At 62.0% G+C, this 13,030-nt stretch carries 11 protein-coding genes; 3 read left to right on the top strand and 8 right to left on the bottom strand.

Annotated elements, in window-relative coordinates; all coding sequences use genetic code 11:
• Nucleotides 1–157: 157 nt before the first annotated feature.
• The 8 genes from HU742_RS18860 to gcl all read right to left on the bottom strand — a co-directional run bounded on the left by HU742_RS18860 (nucleotide 158) and on the right by gcl (nucleotide 9,416).
• On the bottom strand, nucleotides 158–1,156 hold the full coding sequence (locus HU742_RS18860; RefSeq protein ID WP_186637280.1) for a sulfate ABC transporter substrate-binding protein: 999 nt from the start codon (nucleotides 1,154–1,156) through the stop codon (nucleotides 158–160).
• A gap of 91 nt (nucleotides 1,157–1,247) precedes the next feature.
• Nucleotides 1,248–2,072, bottom strand: coding sequence for an ion transporter (locus tag HU742_RS18855; RefSeq protein ID WP_186642986.1), 825 nt, complete (start codon nucleotides 2,070–2,072; stop codon nucleotides 1,248–1,250).
• Between the two features lie 20 nt (nucleotides 2,073–2,092).
• Nucleotides 2,093–3,007, bottom strand: a complete 915-nt coding sequence (locus tag HU742_RS18850; protein ID WP_186643317.1) for an urea transporter — start codon at nucleotides 3,005–3,007, stop codon at nucleotides 2,093–2,095.
• Between the two features lie 57 nt (nucleotides 3,008–3,064).
• A complete protein-coding gene (gene pyk, locus HU742_RS18845; protein ID WP_186637277.1) occupies nucleotides 3,065–4,480 on the bottom strand; it encodes a pyruvate kinase in 1,416 nt (471 codons plus the stop codon).
• Nucleotides 4,467–5,750, bottom strand: a complete 1,284-nt coding sequence (locus HU742_RS18840; RefSeq protein ID WP_186642987.1) for a glycerate kinase type-2 family protein — start codon at nucleotides 5,748–5,750, stop codon at nucleotides 4,467–4,469. The genes pyk and HU742_RS18840 overlap by 14 nt, the downstream gene beginning before the upstream one ends.
• A gap of 84 nt (nucleotides 5,751–5,834) precedes the next feature.
• Nucleotides 5,835–6,725: a 2-hydroxy-3-oxopropionate reductase gene (locus HU742_RS18835; RefSeq protein ID WP_186637273.1), complete on the bottom strand. Its 891-nt coding sequence runs from the start codon at nucleotides 6,723–6,725 to the stop codon at nucleotides 5,835–5,837.
• Nucleotides 6,726–6,778: 53 nt separating this feature from the next.
• Nucleotides 6,779–7,561 (bottom strand): hydroxypyruvate isomerase, encoded by a 783-nt coding sequence (gene hyi, locus HU742_RS18830; protein ID WP_186637271.1) that lies wholly within the window; start codon nucleotides 7,559–7,561, stop codon nucleotides 6,779–6,781.
• Between the two features lie 79 nt (nucleotides 7,562–7,640).
• Entirely contained in the window at nucleotides 7,641–9,416 is a 1,776-nt protein-coding gene (gcl, locus tag HU742_RS18825) for a glyoxylate carboligase (RefSeq protein WP_186642988.1), read from the bottom strand.
• A gap of 232 nt (nucleotides 9,417–9,648) precedes the next feature.
• On the opposite strand from gcl, the gene HU742_RS18820 reads away from it, so the two are divergent.
• The 3 genes from HU742_RS18820 (at nucleotide 9,649) to HU742_RS18810 (ending at nucleotide 12,961) form a co-directional block, all read left to right on the top strand.
• Nucleotides 9,649–10,089 (top strand): GlcG/HbpS family heme-binding protein, encoded by a 441-nt coding sequence (locus HU742_RS18820; RefSeq protein WP_186642989.1) that lies wholly within the window; start codon nucleotides 9,649–9,651, stop codon nucleotides 10,087–10,089.
• A gap of 193 nt (nucleotides 10,090–10,282) precedes the next feature.
• Entirely contained in the window at nucleotides 10,283–12,409 is a 2,127-nt protein-coding gene (gene recQ, locus HU742_RS18815; RefSeq protein WP_186642990.1) for a DNA helicase RecQ, read from the top strand.
• A 117-nt stretch (nucleotides 12,410–12,526) separates the two neighbouring features.
• Nucleotides 12,527–12,961 (top strand): MarR family transcriptional regulator, encoded by a 435-nt coding sequence (locus tag HU742_RS18810; protein ID WP_186642991.1) that lies wholly within the window; start codon nucleotides 12,527–12,529, stop codon nucleotides 12,959–12,961.
• Nucleotides 12,962–13,030 lie beyond the last annotated feature (69 nt).

Genomic DNA, 13,030 nt, shown 5'->3' with positions numbered 1-13,030 from the left:
GTCATGCCTGCGGTTGATGGTAATTGCTGCTTGATCGTTCCCACGCTCTGCGTGGGAATGCATCCAATGACGCTCTGCGTCACAAAAGGACTCGGAGCGTCCCGGGCGGCATTCCCACGCGGAGCGTGGGAACGATCAACACAGGACCGCGCTCAGCTCACTGCCCGTTATAGATCTGGTCGAAAATCCCACCGTCATTGAAGTGGGTCTTCTGCACGGTACGCCAGTCGCCGAAGGTTTTTTCCACCGAGAGGAAGTCGACTTTCGGGAAGCGGTCGGTGTATTTCGCCAACACCGCCGGGTCCCGAGGGCGCAGGTAATTGGCCGCAGCGATTTCCTGGCCTTCTGGCGACCACAAGTATTTCAGGTAAGCCTCGGCGGCGGCGCGGGAGCCTTTTTTCTCGACGACTTTATCCACAACACTGACCGGTGGCTCGGCTTCGGCGGACACGCTTGGGTAAACCACTTCGAACTGGTCGCGGCCAAATTCACGGGCGATCATTTCCGCTTCGTTTTCAAAGGTCACCAACACGTCGCCGATCTGGTTGGTCATGAAGGTCGTCGTGGCCGCGCGTCCACCGGTGTCCAGCACGGGCGCTTGCTTGAACAGCTTGCCGACGAAGTCCTTGGCCTTGGTCTCGTCGCCGCCATTCTTGAGCACATAACCCCACGCCGACAGATAGGTGTAGCGGCCATTGCCGGAGGTTTTCGGGTTGGGCACGATCACTTGCACGCCGTCCTTGAGCAGGTCCGGCCAGTCCTTCAGTGCCTTCGGGTTGCCCTTGCGCACGATAAACACCGTGGCCGAGGTGAACGGCGCGCTGTTGTCCGGCAGGCGGGTGACCCAGTTCTCTGGGACCAGTTTGCCGTTGTCCGCCAGGGCATTGATGTCGGTGGCCATGTTCATGGTGATGACATCCGCCGGCAATCCATCGATCACCGAGCGCGCCTGTTTGCTGGAACCGCCGAAGGACATCTGCACGGTGATGTTCTCGTTGTGCTCGGCCTGCCAATGTTTCTGGAACGCAGCGTTGTAGTCCTTGTAGAAATCACGCATCACGTCGTAGGAAACATTGAGCAGGGTCGGGGCGGCGTGAGCCAGGCTGCCGAACGTCAGGCCGGCGGCGAGAAGGGTGGCGCCAAAGAATTTCTTCACTGCGAATTCCTTTTTATTTGAAAGAGTAGGGCGATAAGCCAGCACACTAGCGATTGGCTTATAGGCCATCAAGTATTTAAAAGTGCTTTGCTTATTCCAATTTCTTGAACAGCGCGTTGCCACAACGGGAGCAGAAGGCGGCGCCATGTTCATGGTTGTTTTTACTGCACACCGGGCAGTTGTGCTTGAGCTGGTCGCCGCGCATGGCGTTGGCCAGCTCGGCGGTGAAAATTCCCGTGGGCACGGCGATGATCGAGTAACCGGTGATCATCACCAAGGAGGAAACCACTTGGCCCAGCGGAGTCTTCGGCACGATGTCGCCGAAGCCCACCGTGGTCAATGTCACGATAGCCCAATAGATTCCCTTGGGAATGCTGGTGAAGCCGTGCTCGGGCCCTTCGATGACATACATCAGCGTGCCGAACACCGTGACCAAGGTCGATACGCTGACCAGGAACACGATGATTTTCTGCTTGCTGCCCCGTAGCGCGGCCAACAGGTAGTTGGCCTGCTTGAGGTACGGGCTGAGCTTGAGCACCCGGAAAATCCGCAGCATGCGGATGATCCGCACGATCAACAGATATTGGGCGTCGCTGTAGTACAGCGCGAGGATGCCCGGCACGATCGCCAGCAAATCCACCAGCCCGTAGAAACTGAACGCGTAGCGCAGCGGCTTTGGCGAGCAGTACAGGCGCAAGCCGTACTCCACGATGAAGATGAAGGTGAAGCCCCATTCGATGGCGGCCAGCAGCGTGGCGTAGTTCTTGTGCACGCTGTCGATGCTGTCGAGCATCACGATCACCAGGCTGGCGAGGATGATCAGCAGCAGCGCGCTGTCGAAGCGCCGGCCGGCCACGGTGTCGGTCTGGAAAATGATCACGTAGAGGCGTTCACGCCAATTGTTGCTGTTGTCCATAACCTTCGCCTGATCGATATTCAGCGAAGCCTAGGGTGATTGCCCCGCAGAGTGCAAGGCGCAGTGTCGAGGCTGGCCTGATGCCACAGCCGCTCGGTCGCTTGCACCAACCAGCACGCGAGGATGAACGGCGCTGTCAGCGGTGCCAGGCCCAGCGCCGCGAAACCCGGCGTGAGCAGGACCGCCAGCAGGATGCCGGCCAGCGGCTTCCATGGTTGACCGCGCTGTTGGCCCAGCGCCAGGGCGGCCAGCGCCGGGTTGTAGCCGCCCAGTCCGGACAGGGCTTGCAGCGTGTCTTGATGCAATCCGGTGAAAACCAGGCCGGCGACCGAACCGGACAGCGCCCAGGCAGCGGCGCGACGGTTGGCAATCAGCAAACCGATGGCGATCAGCGCACCGGCGAGCGGATGGTCGAGAAACATCACCTGTCCGAGGCCGTTCAAAGGGGCGGCCAGCAAAGAGGGATAAGTCATATCCAACGATGTGGGCGAGGGTGCCTGCGGGACAAAACCCAGCAGCAGCCAGCCAAGCCCGACGAAAGGCGCGGTGTAGGCCGGCAGGCAGCGTGGGCCTGGGGTTCGCTTGAGCCATTGCTGGGTCAGCATCGCGCTGAGGCCTGCGCTGGCGATGATCAACAGTGGCAGCAAAACCGACCAGGGAAATATCAGGCTCAGCAGCAATCCCAATAGGATGCCGTTGTAGCTGAACAGCCCGGCCTGCCGATGTTCCTTGGCATAACCGCGTCGTTGCGCGGTCAACAAACCCGCCACGCCGCCCAGCAGCGCGCCGCCGAGCAAGGCGGGCGCGGTCACCAGAATGGCCACCAGACACAGCAAGCCGCACAGCGGATGACGCTGGAGGAAAATCTGGCTGAAGCCGTTGAGCAGGGCGGTGGCCCAGTCGGGGCACTGGGAGGGTGAGCAATGGTTGGGCATATGGGTCAGGGATAAGGAAACATGGTGGCGAGAAAGCAAGCCCCCTCGCCACGGAAATCAGATCAACGTCTCAATGCGCAGCGAATTGGTTGACCCCGGCTGTCCAAACGGCACGCCCGCGGTGATCAGCAAGGTGTCACCGCGCTGGGCCATGCCTTGGGCCTGGGCGATTTCCAGTGCCGTGGAGCACACCTCATCCACTTGCTTCAACCGATCGTTGACCACCGAGTGCACACCCCACGCCACGGTCAGGCGGCGCGCCGCCTGCAGATTCGGCGTCAGGTTGAGGATCGGCACCGTCGGCCGTTCCCGCGCCGCCCGCAAGCTGGAACTGCCCGATTCGCTGTAATTCACCAGCACCGCCACCGGCAGCACGTTGCTGATCCGACGGATCGCGCAACTGATCGCGTCCGACACCGTGGCCTCGGCTTTCGGCCGGCTGACGTCCAACTGCGCCTGGTAGTCCGGGCCGCTTTCCACCTGGCGAATGATCTTGCTCATCATCTGCACGGCTTCGAGGGGATAGTCGCCCGAGGCGGTTTCCGCCGACAGCATCACCGCATCGGCGCCTTCGGCCACGGCGTTGGCGACGTCGGTGACCTCGGCGCGGGTCGGCGCCGGGGAAAAACGCATCGACTCAAGCATCTGCGTCGCGACGACCACCGGTTTGCCGAGGGCGCGGCAGGTGCTGATGATGTTTTTCTGGATTTGCGGCACGCTCTCGGCCGGCACCTCCACACCCAGGTCACCGCGGGCAACCATGATTGCGTCGCTCAACTCGGCGATTTCCCGCAACTGGGCGACGGCCGAGGGTTTCTCGATCTTGGCCATCAAGAACGCCTTGTTGCCGATCAGCGCGCGGGCTTCGCGGATATCCTCGGGGCGCTGCACGAACGACAGCGCCACCCAGTCCACGCCCAGCTCCAGGCCGAAGCTCAAGTCGCGACGGTCCTTGGCGGTCAGCGGGCTCAGGTCCAGCACGGCTTGTGGCACGTTCACGCCTTTGCGGTCCGACAATTCGCCGCCATTGAGCACTTCGGTGTCGATGGCGTCAGCGTGCCGGGCGACCACCCGCAGGCGCAGCTTGCCGTCGTCCAGCAGCAGGTCCATGCCAGGCTCCAGAGCCGCAATGATTTGCGGATGGGGCAGGTTTACCCGACGTTGATCCCCCGGCGTCGGATCCAGGTCCAGGCGCAAGGCCTGGCCCCTTTGCAGCAGTACCTTGCCGTCGGCGAATCTACCGACCCGCAGTTTCGGGCCCTGCAAGTCCATCAGGATGCCCAGTGGATAATTGAGCTGCTGCTCGACTTCGCGAATCCACTGGTAGCGCTGGGCGTGGTCGGCGTGGTCGCCATGGCTGAAGTTCAGGCGAAAGATATTCACGCCGGCCTGCACCAGTTGGCGAATATCATCGATCCCACGGGTGGCAGGGCCTAGTGTCGCGAGGATCTTGACCTTCTTATCGGGCGTCATTTTTTGGATTCTCAAGGATCAGGATGGCGCGGAAGTCGTTGACGTTGGTGCGGGTCGGTTCGGTGACGATCAACGCATCCAGGGCAGCGAAGTAGCCGTAGCCGTTGTTGTTATCCAATTCGTCGCTGGCGCTCAGGCCCAATTCGGCGGCGCGGCGATAGCTGTTCGGGGTCATGAGCGCGCCGGCGTTGTCCTCGGACCCGTCGATGCCGTCGGTGTCGCCCGCCAGCGCATAAATGCCGGGGTAGCCCTTGAGGCTGTCGGTGAGGCTCAGGAGAAATTCGGCGTTACGTCCGCCACGGCCATTGCCACGAACGGTGACCGTGGTTTCGCCGCCGGACAGGATCACGCACGGCGCCGCCAAGGGCTGGCCGTGTTGGGCGATTTGTCGGGCGATGCCGGCGTGGACTTTCGCCACCTCCCGGGATTCGCCTTCCAGGTCGCCCAGGATCAGCGGACTGAAACCGGCCTGGCGGGCTTTCACCGCGGCGGCCTCCAGCGATTGTTGCGGGCGGGCGATCAGTTGGAAATGACTGCGGGCCAGGCTCGGGTCGCCGGGCTTGACGGTCTCCGACTCGGGGCTTTGCAGCCAGGCGCGCACCGAGGCCGGTACGTCGATGTCGTAGCGCTTGAGGATCGCCAGCGCATCGGTCGACGTGCTGGGGTCGGCCACCGTCGGGCCGGAGGCGATGACCGTGGCCAGGTCGCCCGGCACATCGGAAATTGCGTAGGTATAGACCGTCGCCGGCCAGCAGGCTTTGCCCAGCCGCCCACCCTTGATCGCCGAGAGATGCTTGCGCACGCAATTCATCTCGCCAATGGTGGCGCCGGATTTGAGCAGGGCTTTGTTGATCGATTGCTTGTCAGCCAAGGTGATGCCGGCTGCGGGCAACGCCAGCAACGCGGAGCCACCCCCTGACAGCAGGAAAATCACCCGGTCGTCTTCGTTCAGGTTGCTCACCCGTTCGAGTACTCGTCCGGCCACTTCCAGGCCTGCGGCGTCCGGCACCGGATGGGCGGCTTCGACCACTTCGATTTTCTGGCAGGGCGCGCCGTGGCCATAGCGGGTCACCACCAGGCCCGTGACTTCGCCCTGCCAGCAACGCTCGACCACCTGCGCCATGGCCGCCGCGGCTTTGCCGGCACCGATGACGATCACCCGGCCGCTGCGGTCAGCGGGCAGGTATTGTTCGAGGACTTGCTGCGGATGGGCCGCGTCGATGGCTGTGGCGAACAGCTCGCGGAGCAATTGTTGCGGATCGACCGACATGGCGGGCTCCCGATTTTTATTATGGGTGTGATGCAGGCCCGTGGGGAGCGAGCGAACCCGTTCCCACGGGTGGAGCGGCAGGGCTTATTTGTCGCGGATCGAGAAGTTGGCCATGTGCTCCAGGCCCTTGATCAGCGCCGAATGGTCCCAGTTGCTGCCGCCGATGGCCGCGCAGGTGCTGAACACTTGTTGGGCATTGGCGGTGTTGGGCAGGTTGATGTTCAGTTCCTTGGCGCCTTGCAGCGCGAGGTTCAGGTCCTTCTGGTGCAGGCTGATGCGGAAGCCCGGGTCGAAGGTGCCCTTGATCATGCGCTCGCCGTGTACTTCGAGGATCTTCGACGAAGCGAAACCGCCCATCAACGCTTCGCGGACCTTGGCCGGATCGGCGCCGTTCTTCGCGGCGAACAGCAGGGCTTCGGCCACGGCCTGGATGTTCAGCGCAACGATGATCTGGTTCGCCACTTTGGCGGTCTGGCCATCGCCGTTGCCGCCGACCAAGGTGATGTTCTTGCCCATGGCCTGGAACAGCGGCAGGGCGCGCTCGAAGGCCGCGCTGTCGCCACCGACCATAATGCTCAGTGTCGCGGCCTTGGCGCCGACTTCACCGCCGGACACCGGGGCGTCGAGGTACTGCGCGCCTTTCTCGTTGATCTTCGCCGCAAACGCCTTGGTGGCGGTGGGCGAGATCGAACTCATGTCGATCACCACCTTGCCCGCACCCACGCCGGCCGCCACGCCGTCGGCGCGCAACAGCACGTCTTCGACCTGCGGGGTATCCGGGACCATCACAATGATGAACTCGGCTTCCTGGGCGACTTCTTTCGGGTTGGCCAACGCCACCGCGCCACCGGCCACCAAGTCGGCGGGGGCGGCGTCGTGGTGCTGGGACAGGAACAGGCTGTGACCGGCCTTTTGCAGGTTCAGTGCCATGGGGTGGCCCATGATGCCGGTGCCGATGAATCCGATTTTAGCCATGGGAAAATCCTCTCTTATTTAAATGTCCCGGGTCTCGCAAAAGCACTATCGGGTCAGATCGCGTTGTGGGTTTTCAGCCAGCCCAATCCCGCTTCGGTGGTGGTCAGTGGCTTGTATTCGCAGCCGACCCAACCCTGGTAGCCGATGCGGTCCAGGTGTTCGAACAGGAAGCGGTAGTTGATCTCGCCAGTGCCCGGCTCGTTGCGGCCTGGGTTGTCTGCCAGCTGCACATGGTTGATTTCGCCCAGGTGCGCGGACAGGGTCCGGGCCAGGTCGCCTTCCATGATCTGCATGTGATAGATGTCGTATTGCAGGAACAGGTTGGCGCTGCCCACCTGTTCGCGGATCGACAGGGCCTGGGCGGTGTTGTTCAGGTAGAAACCGGGAATGTCGCGGGTGTTGATGGCTTCCATCACCAACTTGATGCCTTCGCCTTGCAGCTTTTCGGCGGCGTATTTCAGGTTGGCGACGAAGGTTTTTTCCGCCAGCGCTGCGTCGCACTTCTGCGGACGAATCCCGGACAGGCAATTGACCTGGGTGTTGCCCAGCACTTTGGCGTAGGCAATTGCCAGGTCGATCCCTGCGCGAAATTCCTCGACCCGGTCCGGCAGGCAGGCGATACCGCGTTCACCCTTGGCCCAGTCGCCGGCCGGCAGATTGAACAGCACTTGGGTCAGGCCGTTGGCGTCCAGCAGGGCCTTGAGTTCGGCGGAGCTGTAGTCGTAGGGAAACAGGTATTCGACCCCACTGAAACCGGCCTTGGCGGCCGCTTCGAAACGGGCGAGGAAATCCTGCTCGGTGAACAGCATGGACAGGTTGGCGGCGAAACGCGGCATGGTGGTCTCCTGTAAAAGTAAGGTTGTTTCTGATCGTTCCCACACGGAGCGTGGGAACGATCAATCAAACACGGGGCTATCAGTCGAGCAGCGAAATGGCGGTCGGTGCATCGTTGCCCACCAGCGCCAAGTCTTCAAACTCATTGACTGCGTTGATCTCGGTGCCCATGGAGATATTGGTCACCCGCTCCAGGATGATCTCGACGATCACCGGTACCTTGAACTCCTCGATCATCGCCTGGGCCTTGCGCAATGCCGGCTGGATGCCAGAGGGTTCGAATACCCGCAACGCCTTGCAGCCCAGGCCCTCGGCGACGGCGACGTGGTCCACGCCATAACCGTTGAGTTCCGGCGCGTTGAGGTTGTCGAACGACAGTTGCACACAGTAATCCATGTCGAAACCGCGCTGGGCCTGGCGAATCAGGCCCAGGTAAGAGTTGTTCACCACGACATGGATGTACGGCAGCTTGAACTGCGCGCCCACCGCCAGTTCTTCGATCATGAATTGGAAATCATAGTCGCCCGACAGCGCCACGACCTTGCGGCTCGGGTCGGCCTTGACCACCCCCAGCGCGGCCGGAATGGTCCAGCCCAAGGGACCGGCCTGGCCGCAGTTGATCCAGTGGCGCGGCTTGTAGACGTGGAGGAACTGCGCCCCGGCGATCTGCGAGAGACCGATGGTGCTGACGTAGCAAGTGTCCTTGCCGAACACCTGGTTCATTTCCTCATAGACCCGTTGCGGCTTGACCGGCACGTTGTCGAAATGGGTCTTGCGCTGCAGGCTGGCCTTGCGTTGCTGGCAATCCTGGAGCCAGGCGCTGCGGTCCTTCAGCTTGCCGGCGGCTTGCCACTCGCGGGCTACTTCGAGGAACACGGTCAGGGCCGAGGCAGCGTCGGAAACGATGCCGAGGTCGGGGGTGAATACGCGGCCGATCTGGGTCGGCTCGATGTCCACGTGAATGAATGTGCGACCTTCGGTGTAGACATCCACCGAGCCGGTATGACGGTTGGCCCAACGGTTGCCTACGCCCAGCACCACGTCCGACTTGAGCAACGTTGCGTTGCCGTAGCGGTGCGAGGTTTGCAGGCCGACCATGCCGACCATCAGCGGGTGATCGTCCGGGATCGTGCCCCAGCCCATCAATGTGGGGATGACTGGGATGCCGGTCAGTTCGGCAAATTCCACCAGCAGGTCACTGGCATCGGCGTTGATGATGCCGCCACCGGCGACCAGCAATGGACGCTCGGCCTGGTCCAGCATCGCCAGGGCTTTCTCGATCTGCACGCGGTTGGCCGAAGGTTTGGCCAGGGGCAGCGGCTGGTAGGCGTCGATGTCGAATTCGATCTCGGCCATCTGCACATCGAACGGCAAGTCGATCAGCACCGGACCCGGACGGCCTGAGCGCATCTCAAAAAACGCCTTCTGGAATGCGTAGGGCACCTGGCCCGGCTCCAGGACGGTGGTCGCCCACTTGGTCACTGGCTTGACGATGCTGGTGATATCCACAGCCTGGAAATCTTCCTTGTGCATGCGGGCGCGGGGTGCTTGCCCGGTAATGCACAGGATCGGGATCGAGTCGGCCGAAGCGCTGTAGAGCCCGGTGACCATGTCGGTGCCAGCCGGCCCGGAGGTGCCGATGCAGACGCCGATATTGCCAGCCTTGGTCCGGGTGTAACCCTCGGCCATGTGCGAGGCGCCTTCAACGTGGCGAGCGAGGACATGATCGATGCCGCCAACCTTTTGCAGGGCAGAGTACAGCGGGTTGATCGCAGCACCCGGGATGCCGAAGGCGGTGTCCACGCCTTCACGACGCATCACCAGGACGGCGGCTTCGATTGCTCTCATTTTGCTCATGTTTTTGTGCCTCTTACGTTTTGTAATTGTATACAAGTGGCTTCTGAATGGAGTGTATTCAGAGCGAGCGGCGCAGGTCAACGCATTTTCTCAAGCAGCTGTTTTACTCGTCGAAGTCGGTATTTGGCCGGCTTGCTCGAATATCGCTCCAGTTATCGATAATTATTGTATACAAAATATACGTTTGTTGTGTTCTATTTGGCACCTCACATAACCGAGAAGGACAGCATCCATGAACCCTCTAACCCTGGAAGTCGCCGTCAACCTGGCGGTGCAAGCCCTTGCCGCGGGTCGTGAAATCAGCGCCGCGCCCCTGACCGTCGCGGTTCTGGACAGCGGAGGGCACCTGATTGCCCTGCAACGGGAAGACGGCGCCAGCCTGCTGCGCCCACAAATCGCCATCGGCAAGGCCTGGGGCGCCATCGCGTTGGGCAAAGGCTCACGCCTTCTGGCCCAGGACGCCCAGCAGCGCCCGGCATTTTTTGCAGCGCTGAACGGGCTGGGGCAGGGCACTATCGTGCCGGCACCCGGCGGGGTGTTGATTCGCGATCAGGACGGGAAGGTGTTGGGAGCCATTGGGATCAGCGGCGATGTGTCGGATGTCGACGAACAGGTCGCGATCAGGGCGGTAGAGGCATTGCAGCTGCGTGCCGACGCAGGGACAGCCGCTTGACGCCACGGGCATGGCCGAACTCCACACCTCTTGTCAGCGGCGCCCTTTGCAACGAAGGGCTCGGGTATACTGCCGCGTTTTGTGATGCCCTGCGGTGTCCGGCCGGTTTGAAACGCACACTTACGATTTGTCGGTGCGTTTTTTGGATTCTCAACCAGCCTTGCAGGGATGTTTCGGTGATTTTGGAGTTTCTATGCTCGAACAGGCTCAACGCGTCCTTAAGGACATCTTCGGCTACGACAGTTTCCGTGGCCGCCAAGGTGCCATTATTGAGCGCGTGGCCAGCGGTGGCGATGCGTTGGTGCTCATGCCCACCGGCGGCGGCAAGTCCTTGTGTTTCCAAGTCCCGGCGCTGTTGCGCGATGGCCTGGCGGTGGTGGTTTCGCCGCTGATCGCCTTGATGGACGACCAGGTTGCCACCCTTGAAGAACTCGGTGTCGCTGCCGCTGCGCTGAACTCCACCCTTAGCGCCGAACAGCAGCGGGACCTGGCGGCGCGGATCAAGCGCGGCGAAGTGAAAATGCTCTACCTGGCGCCGGAGCGCCTGGTGCAACCGCGCATGCTGGCGTTTTTGCAGAGCCTGGAAATCGCCCTGTTCGCCATCGACGAAGCACACTGTGTGTCGCAGTGGGGTCATGATTTCCGCCGCGAGTACCTGCAGCTAGGGCAACTGGCCGAACTGTTTCCCGATGTGCCGCGCATCGCCCTGACCGCCACCGCCGACAAGCGTACCCGTGAAGAAATCGTCGAACGACTGCATCTGCAGAACGCCGAGCGGTTCCTCTCAAGTTTCGACCGTCCGAACATTTTCTACCGCATCGTGCCCAAGGAGCAGCCGCGCAAGCAGTTGCTGGCGTTCCTTGCCGAGCGGCGCAGCGACGCCGGTATTGTCTACTGCCTGTCGCGCAAGAAGGTCGAGGAAGTGGCGGCGTTCCTGAGCGCACAGGGTTTTCCCGCATTGCCTTACCACGCCGGCCTGCCCAACGACCTGCGCGCCTATCACCAGAAGCGTTTCCTTAATGAGGAAGGCCTGATCATGGTCGCCACCGTGGCGTTCGGCATGGGTATCGACAAGCCCAACGTGCGGTTTGTCGCGCACCTGGACTTGCCCAAGTCCCTCGAGGCGTACTACCAGGAAACCGGGCGTGGCGGCCGCGATGGGCTGCCGGCCGATGCCTGGATGGCCTACGGCCTGCAAGACGTGGTGATGCTCAAGCAGATGTTGCAGAACTCCGAAGGCGATGAGCGCCACAAACGCCTGGAGCAACACAAGCTCGACGCGATGCTTTCGCTCTGCGAAGAAACCCGCTGCCGTCGCCAGACCTTGCTGGCCTATTTCGATGAAGACATGCCGCAACCTTGCGGGCATTGCGACAACTGCGTCGATGGCGTGGAAACCTGGGACGCCACCGAACCGGCGCGCCAGGCCCTGTCGGCGATTTATCGCACCGGCCAGCGTTATGGCGTGGGGCACCTGGTGGACGTGCTGCTGGGCAAGGACAACGAAAAAGTGCGCAGCTTCGGCCACCAGCACCTTTCGGTATTCGGCGTGGGCAAGGCCCGCAGCGAGAGCGAATGGCGGTCATTGTTTCGACAGCTCGTCGCGCGTGGCCTGGCGGACATCGACCTGGAAGGCTACGGCGGCCTGCGCTTGAGCGCGAGCTGCCGGCCGTTGCTCAAAGGCGAGGTCACCCTCGAGTTGCGCCGTGACCTCAAGCCCGCCACGGCGGTCAAGAGCAGCAAGAGCCAGGCCAGCCAACTGGTGCGCGGCGAGGAGCGCGATCAGTGGGAAGCCTTGCGTGCCCTGCGCCGCAAGCTGGCCGAGGAACACGGTGTGCCGCCGTATGTCATTTTCCCCGATTCCACCTTGCTCGAAATGCTCCGCAGCCAACCGACTTCCCTGGCGGAAATGGCCCGGGTCAGCGGCGTCGGCGCACGCAAGCTGGAGCGTTATGGCGAGGCCTTCCTGCAAGTGCTCGGCGGCGAAGTCGAGGCCCTCCCGGCAGTCGCCGATGTACGTCACGAACTCATCACGCTGGCCAGGGCCGGCATGACCCCGATGCAGATCGCCGGGCAATTGCAATGTTCGGAAAAGAACGTCTACACGATGCTGGCCGAGGCCATCGGCCAACAACAACTGTCGTTGGAGCAGGCGCTGGACCTGCCCGAGGAACTGATGGGCGAAGTGCAGGACGCTTTTCTCGATGGCGAAGGCGAACTGCCCCCGGTATCGGAAGTGGCCGCGCTGTTTACCGGTCGGGTCCCGGAAGGCGTCTTGTATTGCGTCAGGGCTGCACTGCAATCGGAATTCGAAGTCTGATCAGTCAGTTACATTCCTTTAACGATTCACTACAGTGCCAGCCTTGCCTGAATCCAAAGCTCATGCTTAGCTGACTAATAATTAGTTTTTCTCTATTTCAGATCCTATGAGTTTTTTATGTCCTTGACCGATCAACACCGTTTTGGCATGCAGCTGGCACAGATGTCCCGCGGCTGGCGCGCCGAGTTGGACCGTCGCCTGGCCGGGCTGGGCCTGTCCCAGGCGCGCTGGCTGGTGCTGCTGCACCTGGCCCGGTTCGAACAGGCGCCGACCCAGCGCGAATTGGCCCAGAGCGTTGCCGTAGAAGGCCCGACCCTGGCCCGTTTGCTCGACAGCCTGGAAATCCAGGGACTGGTGCAGCGCCAAGCGGTGGCCGAGGACCGCAGGGCCAAGAAAATCGTCCTGTGCGCACCGGCGCTGCCGTTGATCGAGCAAATCGAAACCATTGCCACCCAGTTGCGCCGGGAATTGTTCGAAGGCGTCGACGAGGAGGACATGCGGGTATGCATGCGCGTCCACGGCACCATCCTGGCCAACCTGGAAAAATCCTGAGGCATATCCCCGGCGCCAGACTTTTGAGATTCGGCCGTTAGCGAACTATAACCAGTAGTGAGCGTTCGT

It is taken from the genome of Pseudomonas marvdashtae, from assembly GCF_014268655.2.
Lineage (GTDB): Bacteria > Pseudomonadota > Gammaproteobacteria > Pseudomonadales > Pseudomonadaceae > Aquipseudomonas > Aquipseudomonas marvdashtae.
Note: the sequence above shows the minus strand (reverse complement) of the source record. Positions and strands in the feature narration are given on the sequence as shown.

Excerpts from the sequence above, each read along its gene's own strand:
- HU742_RS18855 (WP_186642986.1), bottom strand. The coding sequence starts at position 2,072 with ATGGACAACAGCAACAATTGGCGTGAACGCCTCTACGTGATCATTTTC.
- HU742_RS18850 (WP_186643317.1), bottom strand. The coding sequence starts at position 3,007 with ATGCCCAACCATTGCTCACCCTCCCAGTGCCCCGACTGGGCCACCGCC.
- pyk (WP_186637277.1), bottom strand. The coding sequence starts at position 4,480 with ATGACGCCCGATAAGAAGGTCAAGATCCTCGCGACACTAGGCCCTGCC.
- HU742_RS18840 (WP_186642987.1), bottom strand. The coding sequence starts at position 5,750 with ATGTCGGTCGATCCGCAACAATTGCTCCGCGAGCTGTTCGCCACAGCC.
- HU742_RS18835 (WP_186637273.1), bottom strand. The coding sequence starts at position 6,725 with ATGGCTAAAATCGGATTCATCGGCACCGGCATCATGGGCCACCCCATG.
- hyi (WP_186637271.1), bottom strand. The coding sequence starts at position 7,561 with ATGCCGCGTTTCGCCGCCAACCTGTCCATGCTGTTCACCGAGCAGGAT.
- gcl (WP_186642988.1), bottom strand. The coding sequence starts at position 9,416 with ATGAGCAAAATGAGAGCAATCGAAGCCGCCGTCCTGGTGATGCGTCGT.
- HU742_RS18820 (WP_186642989.1), top strand. The coding sequence starts at position 9,649 with ATGAACCCTCTAACCCTGGAAGTCGCCGTCAACCTGGCGGTGCAAGCC.
- recQ (WP_186642990.1), top strand. The coding sequence starts at position 10,283 with ATGCTCGAACAGGCTCAACGCGTCCTTAAGGACATCTTCGGCTACGAC.
- HU742_RS18810 (WP_186642991.1), top strand. The coding sequence starts at position 12,527 with ATGTCCTTGACCGATCAACACCGTTTTGGCATGCAGCTGGCACAGATG.